Below are 22,965 nucleotides of genomic sequence, written 5' to 3'. Positions count from 1 at the left end.
GACGCCAAAAGCGTCGGTTTTTTTGTGGCTATACTTATTCCAGCACGTTCTTACATTTCAGAAAGGGAGAACACATGACGACCCAGGCGCTTCAGGACCACATCCTTTTTCAGACCGGTTATCTGGTCAACGGAATCTGGAAAACGCTGGATACAACCTTTGATGTGCTGAATCCCGCGACCGGCGAGGTCATTGCTAAAGTCGCAAAAGCGGGTAAAGCACAGACCGAAGACGCTATTGCAGCGGCTACCCAGGCCTTCCCGGCATGGCGTGCCAAAACCGCGAAAGAACGCTCGGCGATTCTCTACCGCTGGTACGAACTGATTATTGAGAATAAAAGCTGGCTCGGGCGGTTGATGACCACCGAACAGGGCAAACCCCTGAAAGAAGCGGAGGGAGAAGTCGAGTACGCCGCCAGCTTTATCCAGTGGTTTGCCGAAGAGGCCAAACGCGCGAACGGTGAAATTATTCCGCCGATAAAACCCGGCTCACGCATTCTGGCGACCCGTGAACCCATTGGTGTGGTCGCAGCGATTACGCCATGGAACTTCCCGATGGCCATGCTCACCCGCAAGTTAGGCCCGGCGCTGGCAGCAGGATGCACCGGGGTCATTAAACCGGCCAATAACACACCGCTCAGCGCCTTTGCGCTGCTTACGCTGGCGAAACAGGCCGGAGTGCCCGACGGTGTTCTCAACGCCGTAGCCGGGAATACGCATGAAATCAGCGATGCGATTATGGCAAGCCGCGACGTACGTAAAATCTCCTTTACCGGCTCAACCTCCGTCGGCAAAACGCTGGTGCGTAACGCCGCAGAAACCATGAAAAAAGTCTCGATGGAGCTGGGGGGAAATGCCCCGTATATCGTTTTTGAGGATGCGGATATCGACGCCGCGGTTAAGGGTGCGATCGCCAACAAGTTCCGCAATGCCGGGCAGGTCTGCGTCAGCGTGAACCGTTTTTATATTCAGGAAACCGTCTACGACAAATTTGTGAATAAACTCGCCGATGCGGTGAATGCGCTGAAGGTGGGTAATGGTCTTGAGGAGGGGGTCGTGGTCGGGCCGCTGATTGAACCTTCTGCGGTCAACAAGGTGCGTGAGCATGTCGACGACGCCGTTGCCCGGGGCGCAACCGTACTGGCAGGAGGTAAGCCTCATCCACTTGGCGGGAATTTCTGGATGCCAACCGTACTGGGCGACTGCCATGAAGGCATGAAGCTGGCAGAAGAAGAGACGTTTGGCCCGGTGGCGGCGTGCTTCCGTTTCACCTCGGAAGATGAAGTTATCCAGCGCGCCAACAACACCCCCTATGGACTGGCGGCTTACTTCTACACCCAGAATCTTTCTCGGGTCTTCCGCGTTTCACAGGCCATCGAGAGCGGGATGATCGGCATCAACGAGTGCGCTGTCTCCACGGAGCTTGGGCCCTTTGGCGGCGTAAAAGAGTCAGGCCTTGGACGAGAGGGCTCCGTGCTGGGGCTGGAAGAGTATCTGGAAGTTAAAACCCTGCATATTGGGGGATTATAATAGACAGGGCGGCATCTGCCGCTCGCCTGGACTGGGTGGCTGGCAATGAAAACCTATACGTTTGATTTTGACGAGATCGACAGTCAGGAAGACTTCTACCGTGAATTTATCCGGGCGTTTGATCTTGAACGAGAAAGCGTGACGAATCTGGATACGCTGTGGGACGTGGTCACCGGCAGTCAGTTGCCGCTACCGCTGGAAATTGAGTTCATCCATTTGCCTGATAAGCTGCGAAGACGTTTTGGCGCGCTGATATTGCTGTTCGATGAAGCGGAAGAAGAGCTTGAAGGGCAGCTGCGCTTTAACGCGCGGCATTGAATGAAAAAAGCCCCTGACCATGAGGCCAGGGGCAAGTCGTATGATGAGATACGACGAGGGTTTATTTATACAGCTCTGCCGTTGCATGCCAGTGGTCACCCTGATTCAGTTCGGTGACGCGATAGCTGCTGGCGCCTGCTTTTTCAGCTTTGGCGGCAAGTTCGTGACGAATATCCATCGGTGAACCGGTGACAGACGTTACGGAGACGCTGCCCATACGCTGTAGATTTTGTGCCTGGTCGGCATTTACCTGCTGTACGGCTGCGCTTGCGCCGAAAGAGAGAACGGATGCCATACCGAGGGTTGCGATGATCAATTTGGTTTTCATAGTCTTTACTCCTGAATAGGGTTTTTTACTCAACGGCGAGAAGGGTTGAACCGCTATTTTTATGCCTGGTGCCGTTGAGTGGAGATTTTCGTCTTCAGTTATTACTAAAACTTATTTGTACAGCTCAGCGGTGGCGTGCCAGTGTTCACCAGAACGCGCTTCGATGATGCGATAGGATGACGCACCCTGTTCTTCCGCTTTTTTGTTCAGCATCTCATGCATGTCCATTGGCGATGTGCCGACCGCGCCGACAGAAACCGTACCGATGGCCTGGCGGGATTGCGCCTGGTCAGCATTGATAGAGTCTGCTGCGAAAGCACCGAATGACAAGACGGACAGGACGCTGAGCGCCGCTACAGTTGATTTGATTTTCATGATTCTTACCTCGTCGAATTTTTTCGTGGGGTCTTGTTTCGTGACCCTCATCACAAAATCAAGTATACACTAATAACGGCAAAAATTAATACCAGACTAATGGTTTCTCTTGTTATTACGTGGTAACCAGCCTTTTTTTTATAACCAAATTGCATAATATTGAACGTTTTTTGTTCATTTTTGTTGGTTATATCTAATAAAATCATATGGATATCAGCTTTTGATTTTTTGTGCGATTTTTTGATTTAGCATTCACCAGATGAATGTTAATAGGTGGTAAAAAGCACTATTTGTCAAAGTGAAGGGCAGAGGAAAAGAGTGAGAAACGCAGCGGAAGCAGAACGATCCCCGCAGCGGCGCTACGGGGAGAGGGGATTAGAGTTCCTGTTCGAACAGTACCAGAATGGCTTCGTGGAGATCTTTCACGGAGAAACCGCTAGCCGGAGTGGTAAAGATGGTGTCATCACCGGCGATAGTCCCGAGGATACCTTCCGTTTTACCCAGCGAGTCCAGCATGCGGGCAATCAGCTGCGCGGCACCCGGGCTTGTGTGGATCACCACGACGGCGTCGTTATGATCGATATCCAGAACCAGATTTTTGAGCGGGCTGGAGGTGGTCGGCACGCCAAGTTCTGCCGGCAGGCAATAGACCATCTCCATCTTGGCGTTACGCGTACGCACCGCGCCAAATTTCGTTAACATGCGGGAGACTTTCGACTGGTTGATGTTATCGAAGCCTTGTTCCTGCAGCGCCTGAACAATTTCTCCCTGAGAACTGAATTTCTCTTCTTTGAGTAGCGCCTTAAAGGCCTTTACTAATTCTTCTTGCTTAGACGAGCTTCGCATAAGTCACCCGGAATATGACGATAGAAACAACATTATTATGCATGTGGATGAATTTTTATGCAAATTATCTACTCAGCGCCAGGCTGAAATAATGTTATGAAAGGGAGTGATTTTATCAGATTTCGTTATCAGAAAACATGCCTGGGTCACGCCACGCAAATAAGCTTAAAAGTAAATTAAATGTTATCAAAATGATGTTGTTTTGGTGGCGGGGCAGGGTGTATTGTAACCACCTCTTAATGCGTTGCCCTCTGTCGTCAGATAGTCTTCTGGTGAGAGATAAAGTCGCGTGACCTCAAATTCTTTAGCTACGAAAATTGTAATTATTTACTTGCTGAATTATGGTCGCCGCAACGGATTTACAGATACTTAAGTTAACCATAATAAGGAGTTTAGGATGAAAGTCGCAGTCCTCGGCGCTGCTGGTGGTATCGGCCAGGCGCTTGCCCTACTACTGAAAACCCAACTGCCTTCAGGCTCAGAACTCTCCCTGTACGATATTGCTCCGGTAACCCCAGGTGTGGCGGTTGACCTGAGCCACATCCCGACTGCTGTAAAAATCAAAGGCTTCTCCGGTGAAGATGCACGTCCTGCGCTGCAGGGTGCCGACGTGGTGCTGATTTCTGCAGGCGTGGCGCGTAAGCCAGGCATGGATCGTTCAGACCTGTTCAACGTCAACGCGGGCATCGTGAAAAACCTGGTGCAACAGATTGCAGAAATCTGCCCGAAAGCATGCATCGGCATCATCACTAACCCGGTGAACACCACCGTGGCTATCGCGGCAGAAGTGCTGAAGAAAGCGGGTGTTTACGACAAAAACAAACTGTTCGGCGTAACCACGCTGGATATCATCCGTTCCAACACCTTTGTTGCTGAGCTGAAAGGCAAGCAGCCAACAGAAGTGGAAGTACCGGTAATTGGCGGTCACTCTGGCGTCACCATCTTGCCTCTGCTGTCGCAGATCCCAGGCGTGAGCTTCACCGAGCAGGAAGTGGCTGACCTGACTAAACGTATCCAGAACGCGGGCACCGAAGTGGTGGAAGCGAAGGCGGGTGGCGGTTCTGCAACCCTGTCTATGGGCCAGGCGGCTGCGCGTTTTGGTCTGTCACTGGTTCGCGCTCTGCAGGGCGAGAAAGGCGTTGTTGAATGCGCTTACGTTGAAGGCGATGGCGAACACGCTCGCTTCTTCTCCCAACCGCTGCTGCTGGGTAAAAACGGTATCGAAGAGCGTAAATCTATTGGTACGCTGAGCGCGTTTGAACAACACGCGATGGAAGGCATGCTGGATACGCTGAAGAAAGATATTACCCTGGGCGAAGAGTTCGTTAACAAGTAATACGAACCGTCTCCCGGTAAAAAAAACGGAGCCTATCGCTCCGTTTTTTTATGCCTGTCAGTTAGTGGCCGGGTATTCCTGAATCGTCACGTGCAGCGTCAGTTTCTTATCGTTGCGCATGACCTCAACAGGGATGATAGAACCCGGGCGAATTTCTGCCACCTGATCCATCGTCTCCAGCGCAGAGACCGCTGGCGTGCCGTTGACCGACACAATGACATCGTTTACCTGAATCCCCGCGTTAGCCGCCGGACCACCCGGTGCCACCTCGTTAACCACGATGCCCTGAATCTGATCGATACCGCCGCCCTGGGTATGCATCGGCGCAATTTCGCGCCCGCCGATACCGATATAGCCGCGGATCACGCGTCCGTCGCGGATCAGTTTATCCATGATTTTGGTCGCCAGCTGGAACGGAATGGCGAAGCCGATCCCTTCCGGCGTCTCACCGTCGTTACTTTTATCGAACGAGAGGGTATTGATACCCATCAGCTCGCCCAGCGAGTTCACCAGCGCCCCGCCGGAGTTACCGTGGTTGATGGAGGCATCGGTTTGCAGGAAGTTCTGCCGCCCGGAGGGGTTCAGACCGATACGACCGGTCGCGCTGATTATCCCCTGGGTGATGGTCTGGCCCAGGTTGTAAGGGTTACCGATAGCCAGTACCACGTCACCAATATGCGGGGTACGTTTACGGTTGATCGGGATGACCGGCAAACCGCCCGTGGCGTTAATTTTCAGAACTGCCAGGTCGGTCAGGCTGTCAGAACCAACGAGTAACGCCTCAAACACGCGGCCATCCTGCAGAGCGACGATGATCTGGTCGGCATCGTTAATCACGTGCTTGTTGGTAATAATGTAGCCGCGCTCGTCCATGATCACGCCGGAGCCGAGGGTGCGGATCTCCAGCTGGTTATGGGCTGAGGTATTCAGGCCTCGGTTATAGACGTTAACCACGGCAGGTGCGGCACGGCGGACGGCCTGGTTATAGGTGGCCGGCGTTTCATCCGTGCTATCGAACTGGGGAGCCGACAGTTTATTGAACTGACGTAAAGACGGCAGCGCCAGCAGCAGCAGGCCAGCGACAATCAAACCGATGACAGTAGAACGTAAGAGCTTTAAAAGCATGATGCGCGTGTCGTTAAAAAAGGAACGATTTGCAGCATAACATGAGTTATCCGGACATCACACGCAGCGGTGATGTCCGGGTCGCAAATGCTTAGCGCAACAGAATATAGATGGACTCATTGCCACGCATGACCTGCAGGGCAATAACCGCCGGTTTGCTTTCCAGCACCTTGCGCAGTTCGGCAATAGACTGCACTCGGTTGCGGTTGACACCGATAATCACGTCATCCTGATGCAATCCGGCCTGTGCGGCAGGGCTGCTCTTCTCGACGGTATCGATGCTAATGCCTTTCGTGCCGTCCTTCAGCTGCCCGTCGCTCAACGTAGCCCCCTGTAGCGCCGGGGCAATAAGCTCCGCACTGGCCGAGGACGAGGTGCTCTTATCCAGCGTCACTTCAACGTCAAGCGGCTTGCCGTCACGTATCAGGCCCAGCTTCACTTTGGCGCCAGGTTCCGTCGTGGCAATCCGTGAACGCAGTTCTGCAAAGCTGTTCAACGGTTTGTCGTTCAGGCTGACGATCACATCCCCTGATTTCACGCCCGCTTTTGCCGAGCCGGAGTTTGGCAGCACTTCACTGACAAACGCCCCGCGCTGTACGTTGATATTGAACGCTTTTGCGATATCCGCGCTCATCTCCATACCTTTAATACCCAGCAGCCCGCGTTTGATTTCACCGAACTGGATCAGCTGCTGCGCCAGGGTTTTGGCCATATTGCTGGGGATAGCAAAACCGATCCCGATGCTGCCGCCGCCCGGGGCCAGAATCGCCGTGTTAATCCCAATCAGCTCGCCGTTAAGGTTAAGCAATGCTCCGCCGGAGTTACCACGGTTGATTGATGCATCGGTCTGGATAAAGTTTTCCAGCCCTTCCAGGTTGAGGCCGCTGCGTCCCAGCGCCGAGACGATCCCGGAAGTAGCGGTCTGCCCTAAGCCAAAGGGGTTGCCTACGGCGACGGCAAAATCGCCGACGCGCAGTTTGTCGGAATCCGCGATGGCAATCTGGGTCAGGTTGCTCGGGTTTTGTACCTGCAGCAGCGCGATGTCGCTCTGGTCATCGCCGCCGATCAGTTTGGCATCAAATTCGCGGCCATCGTTCAGCTGGACGCTGATCTTATCGGCCTGGCTGATGACGTGATTGTTGGTCAGGATATAGCCTTTTGCCGCATCAATAATGACGCCAGAGCCCAGGCCTTCAAAAGGCTGCGCCTGCTGGTCGGGAGACTCATCGCCGAAATATTTTTTCAGTTCTTCAGGGACGCGTTGGCTTTGTACCGCGGTGCCCTCAACCTGAACGCTAACGACCGCAGGCAACACTTTTTCCAGCATGGGCGCGAGGCTTGGAATGGCCGCCTGGCCAGGCACCTGGGAAGGAATGGCGGCAAATACAGGGACGGACGCCGAGAGAGATAACCCGACACTTAACGCGATAGCGCTCAACAGCTGGTTTTTTTTCTTCATCGATGTTGACTCTCGTAACCTGGAATAAAGGAAAAACGGCCCTAAAAACACGTTGATGTTATTGAATTTTAAACCGCTGAACAATGAGGTGTTTAACTAAATGATAGCTGGGGTAATCAGGAAAGGACGGGCGCAATCGCTGCGCCCGTAAAATAAATTCAGGTTGTGCGATTAATCGCGTTTTACACCGCCGCGCAGCAGGCCGGACGCGCCATCGGAATAGTCGCGAGGCATCTGAACGGGCGCCTGATCGTTACCGGCTTCAGAGTCAGCCAGACGGTTGCGGAACGGGTTGGTTTCCGCGGTCATTTCCGGCAGCAGGCTGCTGGAGCTTTTTGCCATATGTTGATACAGCTGACGATAGTCGGTTGCCATGTTGTCCAGCAGCTCGGCGCTGCGGGCAAAATGGCTGACCAGCTCTTCACGATACTCTTCCAGCTCGGCTTTGTTCTTTTCCAGTTCGTACTGCAGTGACTGCTGCTGACGCAATTTGCGATTACCGAAACGCATGGCCACAGCACCGATGACGATGCCGACGACTAAACCGATTAGCGCATATTCCCAGGTCATGAACTTCTCCCGTTGTCTTGTTGTTCCGTAGGGTGTTGGCTCGGCTCCTGCCTGTGCCTGATAATGCCACTATAACCGCTATTTCTGCAGAAGTGGAATCCTGACGTATCATCGCGTAGTGTAGAACGGCCTTTTTTTCATCAGTCACGTCTGCTGGTGATCGTTAATTGAAGGAATAACAATAAGATTATGCAAAACCTGTCCCCTGCATCGCGTTATCAACTGGCCCTTAACGAGGGCACTCATCAGCCTGATGACGTTCAACGTGAGGCGGTAAACCGTCTGGAGATGGTTTATCAGGAGCTCACGGCAAAACCCGCTGAAGTCGAACAGAACGGTGGGCTAAAGGCGGCATTTGGGCGGTTGCTCGGTAAAAAAGCGCCACAGGCTCACGCGCCGGTACGCGGTTTATATATGTGGGGCGGGGTCGGTCGCGGAAAAACCTGGCTGATGGACCTGTTTTACATGAGTCTGCCTGGCGCACGTAAGCAGCGTCTGCACTTCCATCGTTTTATGCTGCGGGTGCATGAAGAGCTGACCGCACTGCAGGGCAAAAGCGATCCGCTGGAGATTGTGGCCGACAGGTTCAAAGCTGAAACCGACGTGCTCTGCTTCGACGAGTTTTTTGTGTCTGACATCACCGATGCCATGCTGCTAGGCGGCCTGATGAAAGCGCTATTTGCCCGCGGGATCACGCTGGTGGCCACGTCGAATATCCCGCCGGATGAGCTCTATCGTAACGGCCTGCAGCGGGCACGCTTCCTGCCCGCCATTGATGCCATCAAGCAGCACTGCGACATCATGAACGTCGATGCCGGTGTCGATTATCGTCTGCGCACGCTGACTCAGGCGCATCTGTGGCTTTCGCCGTTAAATGCAGAGACCACCCGCGAGATGGATACACTCTGGCTGGCGCTGGCGGGGGCAAAACGCGAGCACGCCCCGGAACTCGAGATTAACCATCGACCGCTGCCCACGCTTGGCGTCGAAAACCAAACGCTGGCGGTCTCCTTTACGACGCTCTGCGTGGATGCCCGCAGCCAGCACGACTACATTGCGCTTTCGCGTCTGTTCCACACCGTGATGGTGCTGGACGTGCCGGTGATGACGCGGCTGATGGAGAGCGAAGCACGGCGCTTCATTGCGCTGGTGGATGAGTTTTATGAGCGCCACGTCAAGCTGGTGGTCAGCGCCGAGGTACCTTTATATGAGATTTACCAGGGAGAGCGGCTGAAATTTGAGTTCCAGCGCTGCCTGTCGCGCCTGCAGGAGATGCAGAGTGAGGAATACCTGAAGCTGGAGCATATGCCATAAATGCCACCCTCTCCCTGAGAAGGGAACCTTGTAGGCCGGGTAAGGCGCAGCCGCCACCCGGCATTTTCCACACCCCCGAAAAACCCATTCCAAATCACATTTAAGGGTCGATCTTTGACCTCAACTTCTCTATAATCTTGCGACCCCACGTTACGAGAAGGTTTTTTTCCCGAAACTTTCTATGTGTCGGCATGTGCTATTCGAAGGGGTAGGTTTGCCGGACTTTGTCGTGTGAACCTCAACTGACTAAACGTTTGGGTGTTCACCAACGTGTAACTTATTATTTGGGTAAGCTTTTAATGAAAACTTTTACAGCTAAACCAGAAACCGTACAGCGCGACTGGTATGTTGTTGACGCGACCGGTAAAACTCTGGGCCGTCTGGCTACTGAACTGGCTCGTCGCCTGCGCGGTAAGCATAAAGCGGAATACACTCCGCACGTTGATACCGGTGATTACATCATCGTTCTGAACGCTGATAAAGTTGCTGTAACCGGCAACAAGCGTACTGACAAAGTGTACTATCACCACACTGGCCACATCGGTGGTATCAAAGAAGCGACCTTTGAAGAGATGATTGCCCGCCGTCCTGAGCGTGTGATTGAAATCGCGGTTAAAGGCATGCTGCCAAAAGGCCCGCTGGGTCGTGCTATGTTCCGTAAACTGAAAGTTTACGCAGGCAACGAGCACAACCACGCGGCACAGCAACCGCAAGTTCTTGACATCTAATCGGGATTATAGGCAATGGCTGAAAATCAATACTACGGCACTGGTCGCCGCAAAAGTTCCGCAGCTCGCGTTTTCATCAAACCGGGCAGTGGTAAAATCGTAATCAACCAGCGTTCTCTGGAACAATACTTCGGTCGCGAAACTGCCCGCATGGTAGTTCGCCAGCCGCTGGAACTGGTTGACATGGTAGAAAAACTGGATCTGTACATCACCGTTAAAGGTGGTGGTATCTCCGGTCAGGCAGGTGCGATCCGTCACGGTATCACCCGCGCTCTGATGGAGTACGACGAATCCCTGCGTTCTGAACTGCGTAAAGCTGGCTTCGTTACTCGTGACGCGCGTCAGGTTGAACGTAAGAAAGTGGGTCTGCGTAAAGCACGTCGTCGTCCACAGTTCTCCAAACGTTAATCCATTCTGCTTACGCAGAACGATTGGCGAAAAACCCGCTTCGGCGGGTTTTTTTATGGATAATGCGCAGGTTATCCACAATATCCATGCATATATCTTCTCTTTTTCCACATTTCCAGAATCCCCTCACCACAAAGCCATCAAAATCTGGTAAACTATCATCCAATTTTCTGCCCAAATATCGGTGAATACTCGATTTTTGTTCGTTTCTTGAACAATGTGTTTTCTCTGGGATGGGCGATACAACATCTGGCTGGCCCCTGTTGGGCTGGTAGCAGTAAAAATTCTGAATATACCTGGAGGTTTTCATGGCTGTCGCTGCCAACAAACGTTCGGTAATGACGCTGTTTTCTGGTCCTACTGACATTTATAGCCATCAGGTTCGTATCGTGCTGGCCGAGAAGGGTGTCAGTTTTGAGATCGAGCATGTGGAAAAGGATAACCCGCCTCAGGATCTGATCGATCTCAACCCGAGCCAAAGCGTACCGACGCTGGTGGATCGCGAGCTGACCCTGTGGGAATCCCGTATCATTATGGAATATCTGGATGAGCGTTTCCCGCATCCGCCACTGATGCCTGTTTACCCTGTCGCGCGTGGTGAAAGCCGCCTGTACATGCAGCGTATCGAAAAAGACTGGTACTCGCTGATGAACGTGATTACCAGCGGTTCCGCTTCTGAAGCTGACGCTGCACGTAAACAACTGCGTGAAGAGCTGCTGGCGATCGCTCCTGTGTTTGGTCAGAAACCATTCTTCCTGAGCGATGAGTTCAGCCTGGTGGATTGCTACCTGGCACCGCTGCTGTGGCGTCTGCCAACCCTGGGCGTAGAGTTCAGCGGTCCTGGCGCAAAAGAGCTGAAAGGCTATATGACTCGCGTCTTTGAGCGCGACTCTTTCCTGGCATCTTTAACTGAACCGGAACGTGAAATGCGTCTCGGCCGAGGCTAATGACTGTGGAAATGTCACAACTTACCCCACGCCGTCCGTATCTGCTGCGCGCCTTCTATGAATGGCTGCTGGATAACCAGCTCACGCCGCACCTGGTTGTGGATGTGACGTTGCCGGGCGTGCTGGTTCCAATGGAATACGCACGTGACGGACAGATCGTACTGAATATCGCCCCGCGCGCGGTGGGTAACCTGGAACTGGCGAACGATGAAGTGCGCTTCAACGCGCGTTTCGGCGGCGTGCCGCGTCAGGTTTCCGTACCTCTGGCAGCCGTGCTGGCTATCTACGCGCGTGAAAACGGTGCGGGTACCATGTTCGAGCCGGAAGCGGCGTATGATGAAGATGTTGCCAGCCTGAATGATGACAACGCATCCGATGAGCGCGAAAGCGACACGGTGATGTCACTTATTGATGGCGATAAACCCGATCATCACGACGACAATGACCCTGATGACGATCCGCCTCCGCGCGGTGGTCGTCCGGCTCTTCGCGTCGTGAAATAATCAAACAGGCCCAATCGGGCCTGTTTTGCTTTCTGCCCCTTTTCGCCCCCTCTAATTTCCTGTGTTATGATAAATTGTTTTACTTCTATGGCACCGGACTGCAATGAAACCAACTGATCTTAAAGCTGAAAACTCTGATGAAACTATTGGCCGCAGCCTGCGACGTCGTCCTCTGGCGCGCAAAAAGCTGTCCGATATGGTGGAAGAAGAGCTCGAGCAGATGATCCGCCGCAAAGAGTTTGCTCAGGGAGAACAACTTCCCTCCGAACGTGAGCTGATGGAGTTCTTCAACGTGGGGCGCCCTTCGGTGCGGGAGGCGCTGGCGGCGCTAAAGCGTAAAGGACTGGTGCAGATCAACAACGGTGAACGTGCCCGCGTCTCCATGCCTTCTGCCGATACCATCATCAACGAGCTTTCAGGCATGGCGAAAGATTTCCTTACCCAGCCCGGCGGCATTGCCCATTTTGAACAGCTACGTCTGTTCTTTGAATCCAGCCTTGTCCGTTTTGCCGCTGAATTTGCCACTGACGAGCAAATCGCTCGGCTGACACAAGCGCTGGAGATCAACAGCCAGTCTCTGGATGATAACGCCCTGTTTATCCGATCCGACGTCGATTTTCACCGCGTGCTGGCGGAAATTCCCGGCAATCCGATCTTTAATGCGATCCACGTTGCGCTGCTCGACTGGCTGATTGCCGCGCGCCCTAAAGTGCCGGATGCCGAGCTGTATAAGCATAATGAAGTCAGCTATCACCAGCATATTGCGATCGTCGATGCGATCCGCCGCCGGGACCCGGATGAGGCCGATCGCGCGCTCCAGACCCATCTCAACAGCGTTTCTGCCACCTGGCACGCTTTCGGCCAACATTCAAAAGCCAAAAAATAACGATCCTTTAGTGAAGCAGATCGCAATATAAGCGTTCTGTATTCCACTGCTGCTTAATTGGTCTGGTATAATAGGTATAAAGGTATGTCGTTTTAACAAACACACGATCGATTGAGGTAACTATGGCAACGCAATTACGCGGCGTAATGGCCGCACTCCTGACCCCGTTTACTCAACAACAAATGCTGGATACAGAGAGCCTGCGCCGTCTGGTGCAGTTCAATATTGAGCAGGGCATCGACGGGCTTTATGTGGGTGGTTCAACAGGAGAGGCTTTTGTACAAAGCCTTTCCGAACGTGAGCAAGTCATGGAGATCGTGGCGGAAGAGGCGAAGGGGAAAATTACGCTCATTGCCCATGTTGGCTGCGTCAGCACAGCAGAGAGCCAGCGGCTGGCCACCGCCGCTGCCCGCTTTGGGTTTGACGCCGTGTCCGCCGTCACACCGTTTTACTATCCGTTCAGCTTTGAAGAACACTGCGATCACTATCGTGCAATTATTGACGCTGCAGAGGGGTTACCGATGGTGGTTTACAACATTCCGGCCCTCAGCGGCGTGAAGCTGACGCTTGAGCAGATCAACACCCTGGTCACGCTGCCGGGCGTCGGCGCGCTGAAGCAAACCTCTGGCGATCTCTTCCAGATGGAACAGATCCGCCGTGCGCATCCGGAACTTGTGCTCTACAACGGCTACGACGAGATCTTCGCCTCCGGTCTGCTTGCAGGCGCTGACGGAGGGATCGGCAGTACGTACAACATCATGGGCTGGCGCTACCAGGCAATCGCTAAAGCGGTTCGGGATGGGGATAACGCCACCGCGCAGAGTCTGCAAAGCGAGTGCAATAAGGTTATCGACCTGCTGATCAAAGCCGGTGTCTTCCGTGGTCTGAAAACGGTGCTGCACTACATGGACGTGGTTTCCGTACCGCTGTGCCGCAAGCCGTTTTCCCCTGTGGACGAAAAATTTGTGCCAGCGTTAAAAGCCCTGGCAGAACAGCTGATGGCGGAAAAACGCTAACGCATTACGCAGACCGGATAAGGCGCAGCCGCCGTCCGGCAAAACGACAGATAAATCGTCGGGAGAGTGAAATGAGTATATCTACCCAAAGCATCCCGTGGTACCGCCATCTCAGCCGCCCGCAGTGGCGTGCCTTCTCCGCCGCCTGGCTGGGATATTTGCTTGATGGCTTCGATTTTGTCCTGATTGCCTTAGTTCTGACGGAAGTAAAAAGTGAGTTCGGCCTGACGACGGTGGAAGCCGCGAGTTTAATTTCGGCGGCCTTTATCTCACGCTGGTTTGGTGGCCTGCTGCTGGGGGCGATGGGCGATCGCTATGGCCGTAAGCTGGCGATGATAACCAGCATTGTTCTGTTCTCCTGCGGTACTCTGGCCTGCGGGTTTGCGCCAGGCTACGTCACCATGTTTATTGCCAGAATGGTGATTGGCATGGGGATGGCAGGCGAATATGGTTCCAGCGCAACCTACGTGATTGAAAGCTGGCCGAAGCATCTGCGCAACAAGGCGAGCGGTTTTCTGATTTCCGGTTTCTCCGTGGGCGCCGTCATTGCCGCGCAGGTTTACAGTCTCGTGGTCCCCGTCTGGGGCTGGCGTGCGCTATTCTTTATCGGCATTTTGCCCATCGTCTTTGCCCTGTGGCTGCGTAAAAACATCCCGGAATCGGAGGACTGGCAAGCGAAGCATGAAGGTAAAGCCCCGGTGCGTACGATGGTTGATATTCTTTATCGCGGCAAATACCGCGTAATCAATATTGCCATGACGCTGTTTGCCGGTATGGCGCTGTGGCTCTGCTTTGCCGGGGAGCTAAACAACGTCGGGATGGTGGTCATTCTGGGGCTGCTGTGCGCTGTCGTTTTTATCAGCTTTATGGTGCAAAGCAGCGGCAAACGCTGGCCTACTGGCGTAACGCTGATGGTAGTGGTGCTATTCGCCTTTCTGTACTCGTGGCCGATTCAGGCGCTACTGCCAACCTATTTGAAAACGGAGCTGGCCTACGATCCGGTTACGGTGGCCCGCGTGCTGTTCTTCAGCGGATTTGGCGCGGCGGTGGGCTGCTGCGTAGGCGGTTTTCTTGGCGACTGGCTGGGAACCCGTAAAGCGTACGTCTGCAGCCTGCTGGCCTCGCAGATGCTCATCATTCCGGTGTTTGCGATCGGCGGTACGAATATCTGGGTGCTCGGGCTGTTGCTCTTTTTCCAGCAGATGCTGGGTCAGGGTATTTCCGGGATCTTGCCTAAACTCATCGGTGGTTACTTCGATACCGACCAGCGGGCGGCCGGGCTTGGATTTACCTATAACGTCGGCGCGCTAGGCGGGGCGCTTGCACCGGTGATCGGCGCGCTGCTGTCGCAACGGATGGAGTTGGGAACCGCGCTGGGATCGCTCTCCTTTGGCCTGACGTTTGTGGTTATCCTGTTGATCGGCCTGGATATGCCGTCTCGCGTTCAGCGTTGGATGAGGCCGGAAGCGCTACGCACTCACGATGCTATCGACGGTAAACCGCTGAGCGGAGCCTTCCCGGCGGGGGCGGTCAAACGCGAGCAGGTGGTGAAATGACGACGCTGGCGATTGATATTGGCGGAACAAAGCTCGCCGCCGCCCTGATAGAGGGACACGTTCTGTCGATGCGTAGGGAGTGCCAGACTCCCGCCAGTCAGACGCCGGGCGCGCTGGAGGAGGCGTTACGTGCCCTGGTTTTACCTCTCGTTACGCATGCCCGTCGCGTGGCGGTGGCGTCGACAGGGATTATTCAAAACGGCGTACTGACCTCCATCAATCCTTCCAACCTGGGCGGGCTGGCACATTTTCCGCTGGTCGCCTTTTTGAAAGCCATCACGCAATTACCGGTGACGGCACTTAACGACGCGCAGGCCGCCGCATGGGCAGAGTTTTGCGCGTTGCACCAGAAACAGGATATGGCATTTCTGACGGTTTCAACCGGCGTGGGCGGCGGTGTTGTGCTCAATGGAAAACTGCAGTCGGGCAGCGGTGGGCTTGCGGGGCATTTTGGCCACACGCTGGCGGATCCAGATGGACCTCTCTGCGGCTGTGGGCGAAGAGGGTGCGTTGAAGCCATTGCCTCAGGGCGAGGTATTGCCGCTCAGGCGAAGGAGGAGCTGGCAGGGCTCGATGCGAAGGCAATATTCAGTCGGGATACACCGCAGGCCCGTAAGCTGGTGGCAAATTCTGCACAAACGCTGGCTCGACTGATCGCTGACGTCAAAGCTGTTACCGACTGTCAGGTTATCGTTGTCGGCGGCAGCGTGGGGCTGGCGGAAGGATATTTGCCCCTGGTGAAAGCCTATTTATCGCAGGAGCCAGAGGTATATCAGGTGGCGCTTCGGGCAGCGCATTATCGCCACGACGCTGGGCTATTGGGTGCGGCGCTGTTAGCAACGGGAGACACGCTATGATGATGGGAGAGCTGCAGTCACTGGCATCGTCGGGCCTGCCCGCCGTACTGGTGAATGCGCTGGCGCTGGCGGTTGCCGCCCGGCCGCAGGAGAAAGCGCCGGGCCACTACGAGGTGCAAGGCAAAGATATCTTTATGAATGTTATGCAGTTTTGCACTCAGAGTCCGGAACAGAAAAAGGCAGAGCTGCACACACGGTATATTGACATTCAGCTCCTGTTGGCCGGTGAAGAGCGGATTCTGTTTGGCGTTGCGGAGTCCGCGCGCGAGTGCGAGGAAATGCATAGCGACGAGGATTATCAGCTTTGCCGTCGCATCGAGGGGGAACAATCGATAGCGTTAAGGCCGGGGATGTTCGTGGTGTTTATGCCGGGGGAACCGCATAAACCGGGGTGTATCACCGACTTGGCGGGAGAGATTAAAAAGGCCGTGGTGAAGGTCCGCGCCAGCCTGTTAACCGCATAAAAAAGCCGGATGGTAATTCCATCCGGCTCGTTTTCTTACACTTCCAGGTAGTTCAGGATCCCGTCAGCCGCTTTACGACCTTCGGCAATCGCCGTTACCACCAGGTCAGAACCGCGAACGATATCGCCACCGGCGAAGATTTTCGGGTTGCTGGTCTGGAATGCGTTGTCGCTGCCTTCTGGCGCAATCACGCGGCCCTGCGAATCCAGCTCAACGCTGTGCTTCGCCAGCCATTCCATGCTGTGAGGACGGAAGCCGAACGCCATCACTACGGCATCGGCCGGGATCACGTGCTCAGAACCGGCTACGATCTCGGCGCGACGACGGCCTTTCGCATCCGGTGCGCCCATCTCAGTGCGCGCCATCTTCACGCCGCTCACTTTACCGTTGGCATTCACTTCAATACCCAGAGGCTGGATGTTGAACTGGAACTCCACGCCCTCTTCACGCGCGTTTTTCACTTCGCGTTTAGAGCCCGGCATGTTCTCTTCGTCACGACGATAGGCGCAGATCACGTGTGCCGCATTCTGACGAATGGAGGTACGCACGCAGTCCATCGCGGTATCACCGCCGCCCAGCACCACCACGCGTTTGCCTTCCATGCTGACGAACGGCTCATCGGCGGTTTCGCCGTAGCCCATGATCTGCTTGGTATTGGCAATCAGGAACGGCAGCGCGTCGTACACGCCCGGCGCATCTTCGTTCTCCAGACCGCCGCGCATGGACTGATAGGTGCCCACGCCGAGGAACACGGCGTCGTAATCCTTCAGCAGGTCGTCGAGCTGCACGTCGCGGCCCACTTCCACGTTCAGTTTGAACTCAATGCCCATGCCGGTGAAGATTTCACGGCGACGGGTCATGACCTCTTTTTCCAGCTTGAAGGCCGGGATACCGAAGGTCAGCAGACCGCCGATTTCCGGATGGCGGTCAAAGACCACCGCCTTCACGCCGTTGCGGGTCAGCACGTCCGCACAGGCCAGGCCCGCCGGGCCCGCACCGATGATTGCCACGCGCTTGTCGGTTTGCTTCACGCCGGTCATATCCGGACGCCAGCCCATCTCGAACGCTTTATCGTTGATATAGCGCTCGATGTTGCCGATGGTCACCGCGCCGAACTCGTCGTTCAGCGTACAGGAACCTTCGCACAGACGGTCCTGAGGGCACACGCGGCCGCACACTTCCGGCAGGGTGTTGGTCTGGTGAGACAGCTCGGCGGCTTCAAAAATACGCCCTTCGTTGGCCAGCTTCAGCCAGTTCGGGATGTAGTTGTGTACCGGACATTTCCATTCGCAGTAAGGGTTACCGCAGGACAGGCAGCGGTCTGCCTGTGCCTTGGCCTGGCCTTCTGAAAACGGCTCGTAGATTTCAACAAATTCAATTTTGCGGATCTTCAGCGGTTTCTTTGGCGGATCAACACGCTGCAGGTCGATAAACTGGTATACGTTCTGGCTCATCTGAATTCCTTACTGCGCCTGCACGCGCAGCTCTGCTGCGCTACGACTACGGTGACCCAACAGGGCTTTAACATCGCTGGACTTCGGCTTAACCAGCGCGAATTTCGCAGAGAACGCCGGCCAGTTTGCCAGGATCTCTTCGCCGCGCGAAGAACCGGTATGCTGCACGTGTTCGGTAATCAAACCACGCAGGTGTTCTTCATGGATAGCCAGCGTATCAACGTCCAGCACTTCTACCAGCTCCGGGTTCACGCGTTTGCGGAACTCACCGTCTTCGTCCAGGACGTACGCAAAACCGCCCGTCATGCCCGCGCCGAAGTTCACGCCGGTTTTACCCAGAACGCAAACAATCCCGCCCGTCATGTATTCACACCCGTTATCGCCAATGCCTTCCACCACGGTGATAGCACCGGAGTTACGCACCGCAAAACGCTCGCCCGCACGGCCTGCTGCAAACAGACGACCGCCGGTCGCGCCGTACAGGCAGGTGTTACCGATGATGCTGGCTTCATGGCTGCGGAAGGCTGAGCCGACCGGAGGACGCACCGCCAGCAGGCCGCCTGCCATGCCTTTACCGACGTAGTCGTTGGCATCGCCGGTCAGGTACAGCTCAACGCCGCCTGCGTTCCATACGCCGAAGCTCTGACCCGCGGTACCGCTGAAGTGTGCGGTAATCGGATCCGCCGCCAGCCCCTGGTCACCGTGCGTTTGCGCGATGTAGCCGGAGAGGGAGGCGCCCACGGAGCGGTCGGTGTTGCGGATATCAAACCAGAACGTTTTGCTCTGCTTGTCGTCCACGTACGGTTTCGCCTGCTGCAACAGCTGCGCGTTCAGCACGCCGTTATCGAACGGCGGGTTGTTCTCGGTGCAGTAGACCGCTTTGCCAGGGTGCGGCTGCGCGGTTTCCAGCAGCTTGCTCAGCTCCAGCTTCTGCTGCTTCGCCGTGAAGCCTTCCAGCTCTTTCAGCAGGTCGGTACGGCCAATCAGGTCCACCAGACGCTTCACGCCCAGCTGCGCCATCAGCTCGCGGGTTTCGCGGGCGATGAACTCAAAGTAGTTGGTCACTTTGAACGGCAGACCGTGATAGTGGTTCTTACGCAGCTTCTCGTCCTGGGTAGCAACGCCGGTTGCGCAGTTGTTCAGGTGGCAAATACGCAGGTATTTACAGCCGAGCGCAACCATTGGGCCGGTACCGAAGCCGAAGCTTTCCGCGCCGAGGATCGCCGCTTTAATGATGTCGAGACCGGTTTTCAGGCCGCCGTCCACCTGCAGGCGGATCTTGTGACGCAGACCGTTCGCCACCAGCGCCTGCTGGGTTTCAACCAGGCCAAGCTCCCACGGGCAGCCCGCGTATTTCACGGAGGAGAGCGGGCTTGCGCCGGTACCGCCGTCGTAGCCGGCGATGGTGATGAGATCCGCATAGGCTTTCGCCACGCCGGTAGCGATGGTGCCGACGCCCGGTTCGGAAACCAGCTTCACGGAGATCATCGCCTTCGGGTTGACCTGCTTCAGGTCGAAAATCAGCTGCGCTAAGTCCTCGATAGAGTAGATATCGTGGTGCGGCGGCGGGGAGATCAGCGTCACGCCCGGCACGGAATAGCGCAGTTTGGCGATGTACGGGGTAACTTTATCACCCGGCAGCTGGCCGCCTTCGCCCGGTTTAGCACCCTGAGCGACTTTAATCTGAATCACGTCGGCGTTGACCAGGTACGCAGGCGTCACGCCAAAGCGACCGGATGCCACCTGCTTGATGCGGGACACTTTGTTGGTGCCGTAACGCGCCGGGTCTTCACCGCCTTCGCCGGAGTTGGAGTTGCCGCCGATGCTGTTCATGGCTTCCGCCAGCGCTTCGTGGGCTTCCGGGCTCAGCGCGCCGATGGACATCGCCGCGGTATCGAAGCGTTTGAACAGTTCGGATGCAGGCTCAACCTCGTCAATGCTGACCGCTTCATCACCCGGGTTCAGGGCAATGAGGTCGCGGAGCGTTGCCGCCGGGCGGTTGTTTACCAGCTCAGCGTACTGCTGGTAATCGCTGTATTCACCGCTCTGAACCGCCTGCTGCAGCGTGCGCACCACGTCCGGGTTGTAGGCATGATACTCGCCGCCGTGAACGTATTTCAGCAGACCGCCCTGATCCAGCGGCTTACGTGCCAGCCAGGCGCGTTTGGACAGGTTCACCAGATCCTGCTGGAAGTCAGCAAAACCGGCGCCGCCGATGCGGCTGACCACGCCCTGGAAGCAGAGGTTGGCGACCTCGTCATGCAGGCCGACCGCTTCAAACAGCTTCGAACAGCGGTAGGAGGCAATGGTCGAGATGCCCATTTTGGACATGATCTTGTACAGACCTTTGTTGATGCCGTTACGGTAGTTCAGCATCACCGCGCGGTAATCTTTGTCGATCGCGCGGGTATCCACCAGGCGTGCCAGCGTTTCGTAGGCCAGGTACGGGTAGATCGCCGTCGCGCCAAAGCCTAACAGCACGGCAAAGTGGTGCGGGTCGCGGGCGCTGGCGGTTTCCACAATGATGTTGGCGTCGCAGCGCAGGCTCTTGTCGACCAGACGCGTCTGGATAGCGCCAACAGCCATCGGGGCAGGCACCGGCAGACGGTTTTTCGCAATATTGCGGTCGGACAGCACCAGCAGAACGGTACCGTTACGCACCATCTGTTCGGCTTTGTCACACAGCGCATTCACCGTCTCTTCGAGGCTCGCTTCGGTCACGTCGAAGGTAATATCGAGCGTGTCTGCGCGGTAGTGCTCCTCTTTCATGGTGGTGAGCTGTTTAAAATCGGAGTACAGCAGGATCGGCGATTTAAAGGTCAGACGGTGCGCCTGGCCTTCGGCCTCGCAGAAGACGTTCATCTCGCGACCGATGCTGGTAGCCAGCGACATCACGTGCGCTTCGCGCAGCGGGTCGATCGGCGGGTTGGTCACCTGCGCGAACTGCTGGCGGAAGTAATCGTAAATGATGCGTGGCTGGCTGGAGAGTACGGCAAACGGGGTGTCATCGCCCATGGATCCGACCGCTTCCTGGCCGTTTTCACCGAGCACGCGAATAACAGAGTCCAGCTCTTCTGCGCTGTAGTTAAACTGTTTCTGGAAGCTTGCAAGCGTATCGTCGTCCAGTTCGCGGCGACCCACTTCTTCATCCGATAAATCTTCGAACGGCACGAGGCGACGCACGTTCTTCTCCATCCACTCTTTGTACGGATGGCGGCTTTTCAGATCGTGATCGGTTTCGGCAGAGTGCAGAATGCGCCCACCGCGGGTGTCGATCACCATCAGCTCGCCAGGACCGACGCGGCCTTTTTCGACCACTTCGTCAGGCTGGTAATCCCAGATACCGACTTCAGAGGCGCAGGTGATGAGCTTGTCTTTGGTAATGACGTAGCGTGCTGGACGCAGACCGTTACGGTCCAGGTTACAGGCGGCGAAGCGGCCGTCGGACATGACGATGCCCGCCGGGCCGTCCCACGGCTCCATGTGCATGGAGTTAAAGTCGAAGAACGCGCGCAGCTCGGGGTCCATATCCGGGTTGTTCTGCCAGGCCGGTGGCACAAGCAGACGCATGGCGCGCACGATGTCCATCCCGCCCGCCAGCAGCAGTTCCAGCATGTTATCCATTGAGCTGGAGTCAGAGCCGGTTTCGTTCACGAACGGCGCGGCATCGTGCAGGTCAGGGATCAGCGGCGTCTGGAACTTATAGGTACGGGCGCGGGCCCACTGGCGGTTACCGGTGATGGTGTTGATCTCGCCGTTGTGCGCCAGGTAGCGGAACGGCTGAGCCAGCGGCCAGCGTGGAACGGTGTTGGTGGAGAAGCGCTGGTGGAACAGGCAAATGGCCGATTCCAGACGCAGGTCCGCCAGGTCCAGGTAGAAGCGCGGCAGGTCAGCCGGCATACACAGACCCTTATAGATGTTCACCAGGTTAGAGAGGCTACAAACGTAGAACTCTTTATCGTCCTGGAGACGTTTTTCAATGCGGCGGCGGGCAATAAACAGACGGCGTTCCATATCACGCGGACGCCAGCCCGCAGGCGCGTTGACGAAAATCTGTTCAATACGAGGCAGCGAGGAGAGGGCGATTTCACCGAGCACCCCTTCGTTGGTTGGCACATTGCGCCAGCCGACAATCGACAGGGTTTCACGCTGAAGTTCTTCTTCGACGATGCGGCGTGAGGCGGCAGCCTTTTCAGGATCCTGGTTCAGGAACAGCATGCCGACAGCGTAGTTTTTGGCTAAACGCCAGCCGCGCTCTTCCGCCACGATGCGGAAGAAACGATCCGGTTTTTGCAGCAGCAGGCCGCAACCGTCGCCCGTTTTACCATCGGCAAGAATAGCGCCACGGTGCTGCATTCGGGCCAGTGCGTGAATAGCAGTACGCACTACCTTGTGGCTAGGTTCGCCTTCTATGTGGGCGATCAGGCCGAAACCACAGTTATCCTTCTCAAGGGATTTATCGTACAACATATCAGTGAACCTCCCCAGGCTCGTCGGGCTTCCCACTGAACTTTACCGTGGCGCACAGGCACAGAAAGAGCATGGCGACGGGGTTTGCGTTTCATACGCGGACCTCGCATTCGCCCTCTTTTTCATCCTTTCGCGCAGGTAAACAAGTTTGAGGACTTGCTTCAGAGGGAATCTCAATTACTGCATAAATATGATGAGCAGGCCGCTCATCCAGAAAGCTTCCAGCGGATTTCCAACTTATCGGGAATTGGTACACAGGTCAAATGGCAATCTTATTTATACAAAAATGTGCTAAAGAGAGTTTATGTCTTTGAAATTAAATGTCATTTAACTATTTTTACATTGATTGTATGCCCTGGCAGGACGCAGCGGAGTGTGATCTGACTCACTATATGAAAGCGGTATTATCAATGTAGCGTGCTGAATAGCCGTTTTATAGCAGAATAATAATCTGGCAATGGCTGAAAACCCGCATA

21 protein-coding genes are annotated in these 22,965 nt (G+C 55.4%); 13 read left to right on the top strand and 8 right to left on the bottom strand.

The window, feature by feature from the left end; all coding sequences use genetic code 11:
• The first annotated feature begins 74 nt into the window (after positions 1-74).
• Positions 75-1,529, top strand: a complete 1,455-nt coding sequence (locus tag WM95_RS23230; protein ID WP_023309392.1) for an NAD-dependent succinate-semialdehyde dehydrogenase — start codon at positions 75-77, stop codon at positions 1,527-1,529.
• 45 nt (positions 1,530-1,574) lie between these two features.
• A complete protein-coding gene (locus tag WM95_RS23225; RefSeq protein ID WP_023309391.1) occupies positions 1,575-1,847 on the top strand; it encodes a barstar family protein in 273 nt (90 codons plus the stop codon).
• Positions 1,848-1,908: 61 nt separating this feature from the next.
• Here the strand turns inward: WM95_RS23225 and yhcN (WM95_RS23220) are convergent, their stop codons facing one another.
• From yhcN (WM95_RS23220) to argR, 3 genes are all read right to left on the bottom strand, one after another.
• Entirely contained in the window at positions 1,909-2,175 is a 267-nt protein-coding gene (gene yhcN / locus WM95_RS23220; RefSeq protein ID WP_059445455.1) for a peroxide/acid stress response protein YhcN, read from the bottom strand.
• Between the two features lie 111 nt (positions 2,176-2,286).
• Entirely contained in the window at positions 2,287-2,550 is a 264-nt protein-coding gene (gene yhcN, locus WM95_RS23215) for a peroxide/acid stress response protein YhcN (RefSeq protein WP_088544984.1), read from the bottom strand.
• Positions 2,551-2,925: 375 nt separating this feature from the next.
• Positions 2,926-3,396 carry a transcriptional regulator ArgR gene (gene argR / locus WM95_RS23210; protein WP_023309388.1) on the bottom strand — a complete coding sequence of 157 codons (471 nt, stop codon included), beginning with the start codon at positions 3,394-3,396 and terminating at the stop codon, positions 2,926-2,928.
• A 397-nt stretch (positions 3,397-3,793) separates the two neighbouring features.
• On the opposite strand from argR, the gene mdh reads away from it, so the two are divergent.
• Entirely contained in the window at positions 3,794-4,732 is a 939-nt protein-coding gene (gene mdh / locus WM95_RS23205) for a malate dehydrogenase (protein WP_023309387.1), read from the top strand.
• Positions 4,733-4,789: 57 nt separating this feature from the next.
• Here mdh and degS read toward each other — a convergent pair whose 3' ends face one another.
• From degS to zapG, 3 genes are all read right to left on the bottom strand, one after another.
• Complete coding sequence (gene degS / locus WM95_RS23200) at positions 4,790-5,857, bottom strand: outer membrane-stress sensor serine endopeptidase DegS (RefSeq protein ID WP_023309386.1); 1,068 nt, start codon at positions 5,855-5,857, stop codon at positions 4,790-4,792.
• A 91-nt stretch (positions 5,858-5,948) separates the two neighbouring features.
• Positions 5,949-7,316, bottom strand: a complete 1,368-nt coding sequence (degQ, locus tag WM95_RS23195; RefSeq protein WP_023309385.1) for a serine endoprotease DegQ — start codon at positions 7,314-7,316, stop codon at positions 5,949-5,951.
• Between the two features lie 171 nt (positions 7,317-7,487).
• Positions 7,488-7,886, bottom strand: a complete 399-nt coding sequence (zapG, locus tag WM95_RS23190) for a Z-ring associated protein ZapG (protein ID WP_008502832.1) — start codon at positions 7,884-7,886, stop codon at positions 7,488-7,490.
• A gap of 189 nt (positions 7,887-8,075) precedes the next feature.
• Between zapG and zapE the strand changes: the two genes are divergently transcribed.
• From zapE to nanQ, 10 genes are all read left to right on the top strand, one after another.
• On the top strand, positions 8,076-9,200 hold the full coding sequence (zapE, locus tag WM95_RS23185; protein WP_045403581.1) for a cell division protein ZapE: 1,125 nt from the start codon (positions 8,076-8,078) through the stop codon (positions 9,198-9,200).
• Between the two features lie 299 nt (positions 9,201-9,499).
• Complete coding sequence (gene rplM / locus WM95_RS23180) at positions 9,500-9,928, top strand: 50S ribosomal protein L13 (protein WP_006178824.1); 429 nt, start codon at positions 9,500-9,502, stop codon at positions 9,926-9,928.
• Between the two features lie 15 nt (positions 9,929-9,943).
• Positions 9,944-10,336 carry a 30S ribosomal protein S9 gene (gene rpsI, locus WM95_RS23175; RefSeq protein ID WP_003860436.1) on the top strand — a complete coding sequence of 131 codons (393 nt, stop codon included), beginning with the start codon at positions 9,944-9,946 and terminating at the stop codon, positions 10,334-10,336.
• Between the two features lie 308 nt (positions 10,337-10,644).
• A complete protein-coding gene (sspA, locus tag WM95_RS23165) occupies positions 10,645-11,283 on the top strand; it encodes a stringent starvation protein SspA (RefSeq protein WP_014885418.1) in 639 nt (212 codons plus the stop codon).
• A gap of 5 nt (positions 11,284-11,288) precedes the next feature.
• On the top strand, positions 11,289-11,786 hold the full coding sequence (gene sspB, locus WM95_RS23160) for a ClpXP protease specificity-enhancing factor (RefSeq protein ID WP_024906337.1): 498 nt from the start codon (positions 11,289-11,291) through the stop codon (positions 11,784-11,786).
• 103 nt (positions 11,787-11,889) lie between these two features.
• Complete coding sequence (nanR, locus tag WM95_RS23155; RefSeq protein ID WP_023309382.1) at positions 11,890-12,672, top strand: transcriptional regulator NanR; 783 nt, start codon at positions 11,890-11,892, stop codon at positions 12,670-12,672.
• A 122-nt stretch (positions 12,673-12,794) separates the two neighbouring features.
• The gene (gene nanA, locus WM95_RS23150) at positions 12,795-13,688 is read left to right on the top strand and encodes an N-acetylneuraminate lyase (RefSeq protein ID WP_047743532.1); all 894 of its coding nucleotides are present in this window, start codon (positions 12,795-12,797) and stop codon (positions 13,686-13,688) included.
• Positions 13,689-13,759: 71 nt separating this feature from the next.
• Positions 13,760-15,244, top strand: a complete 1,485-nt coding sequence (locus WM95_RS23145; RefSeq protein ID WP_063409191.1) for an MFS transporter — start codon at positions 13,760-13,762, stop codon at positions 15,242-15,244.
• Entirely contained in the window at positions 15,241-16,101 is an 861-nt protein-coding gene (nanK, locus tag WM95_RS23140; protein WP_023309379.1) for an N-acetylmannosamine kinase, read from the top strand. Before WM95_RS23145 ends, nanK begins: the two co-directional genes overlap by 4 nt.
• Positions 16,098-16,565, top strand: coding sequence for an N-acetylneuraminate anomerase (nanQ, locus tag WM95_RS23135; RefSeq protein ID WP_063409192.1), 468 nt, complete (start codon positions 16,098-16,100; stop codon positions 16,563-16,565). The genes nanK and nanQ overlap by 4 nt, the downstream gene beginning before the upstream one ends.
• A 35-nt stretch (positions 16,566-16,600) precedes the next feature.
• Here the strand turns inward: nanQ and gltD are convergent, their stop codons facing one another.
• Together gltD and gltB are read right to left on the bottom strand one after the other, a co-directional pair.
• A complete protein-coding gene (gene gltD / locus WM95_RS23130) occupies positions 16,601-18,019 on the bottom strand; it encodes a glutamate synthase subunit GltD (protein WP_023309377.1) in 1,419 nt (472 codons plus the stop codon).
• A 9-nt stretch (positions 18,020-18,028) separates the two neighbouring features.
• Complete coding sequence (gene gltB, locus WM95_RS23125; RefSeq protein ID WP_032665053.1) at positions 18,029-22,489, bottom strand: glutamate synthase large subunit; 4,461 nt, start codon at positions 22,487-22,489, stop codon at positions 18,029-18,031.
• Positions 22,490-22,965: the final 476 nt, after the last annotated feature.

Origin of the sequence: Enterobacter cloacae complex sp. ECNIH7 (assembly GCF_002208095.1) — a bacterium.
GTDB lineage: Bacteria > Pseudomonadota > Gammaproteobacteria > Enterobacterales > Enterobacteriaceae > Enterobacter > Enterobacter cloacae_M.
This window is presented reverse-complemented; position numbering and strand designations above follow the sequence as displayed.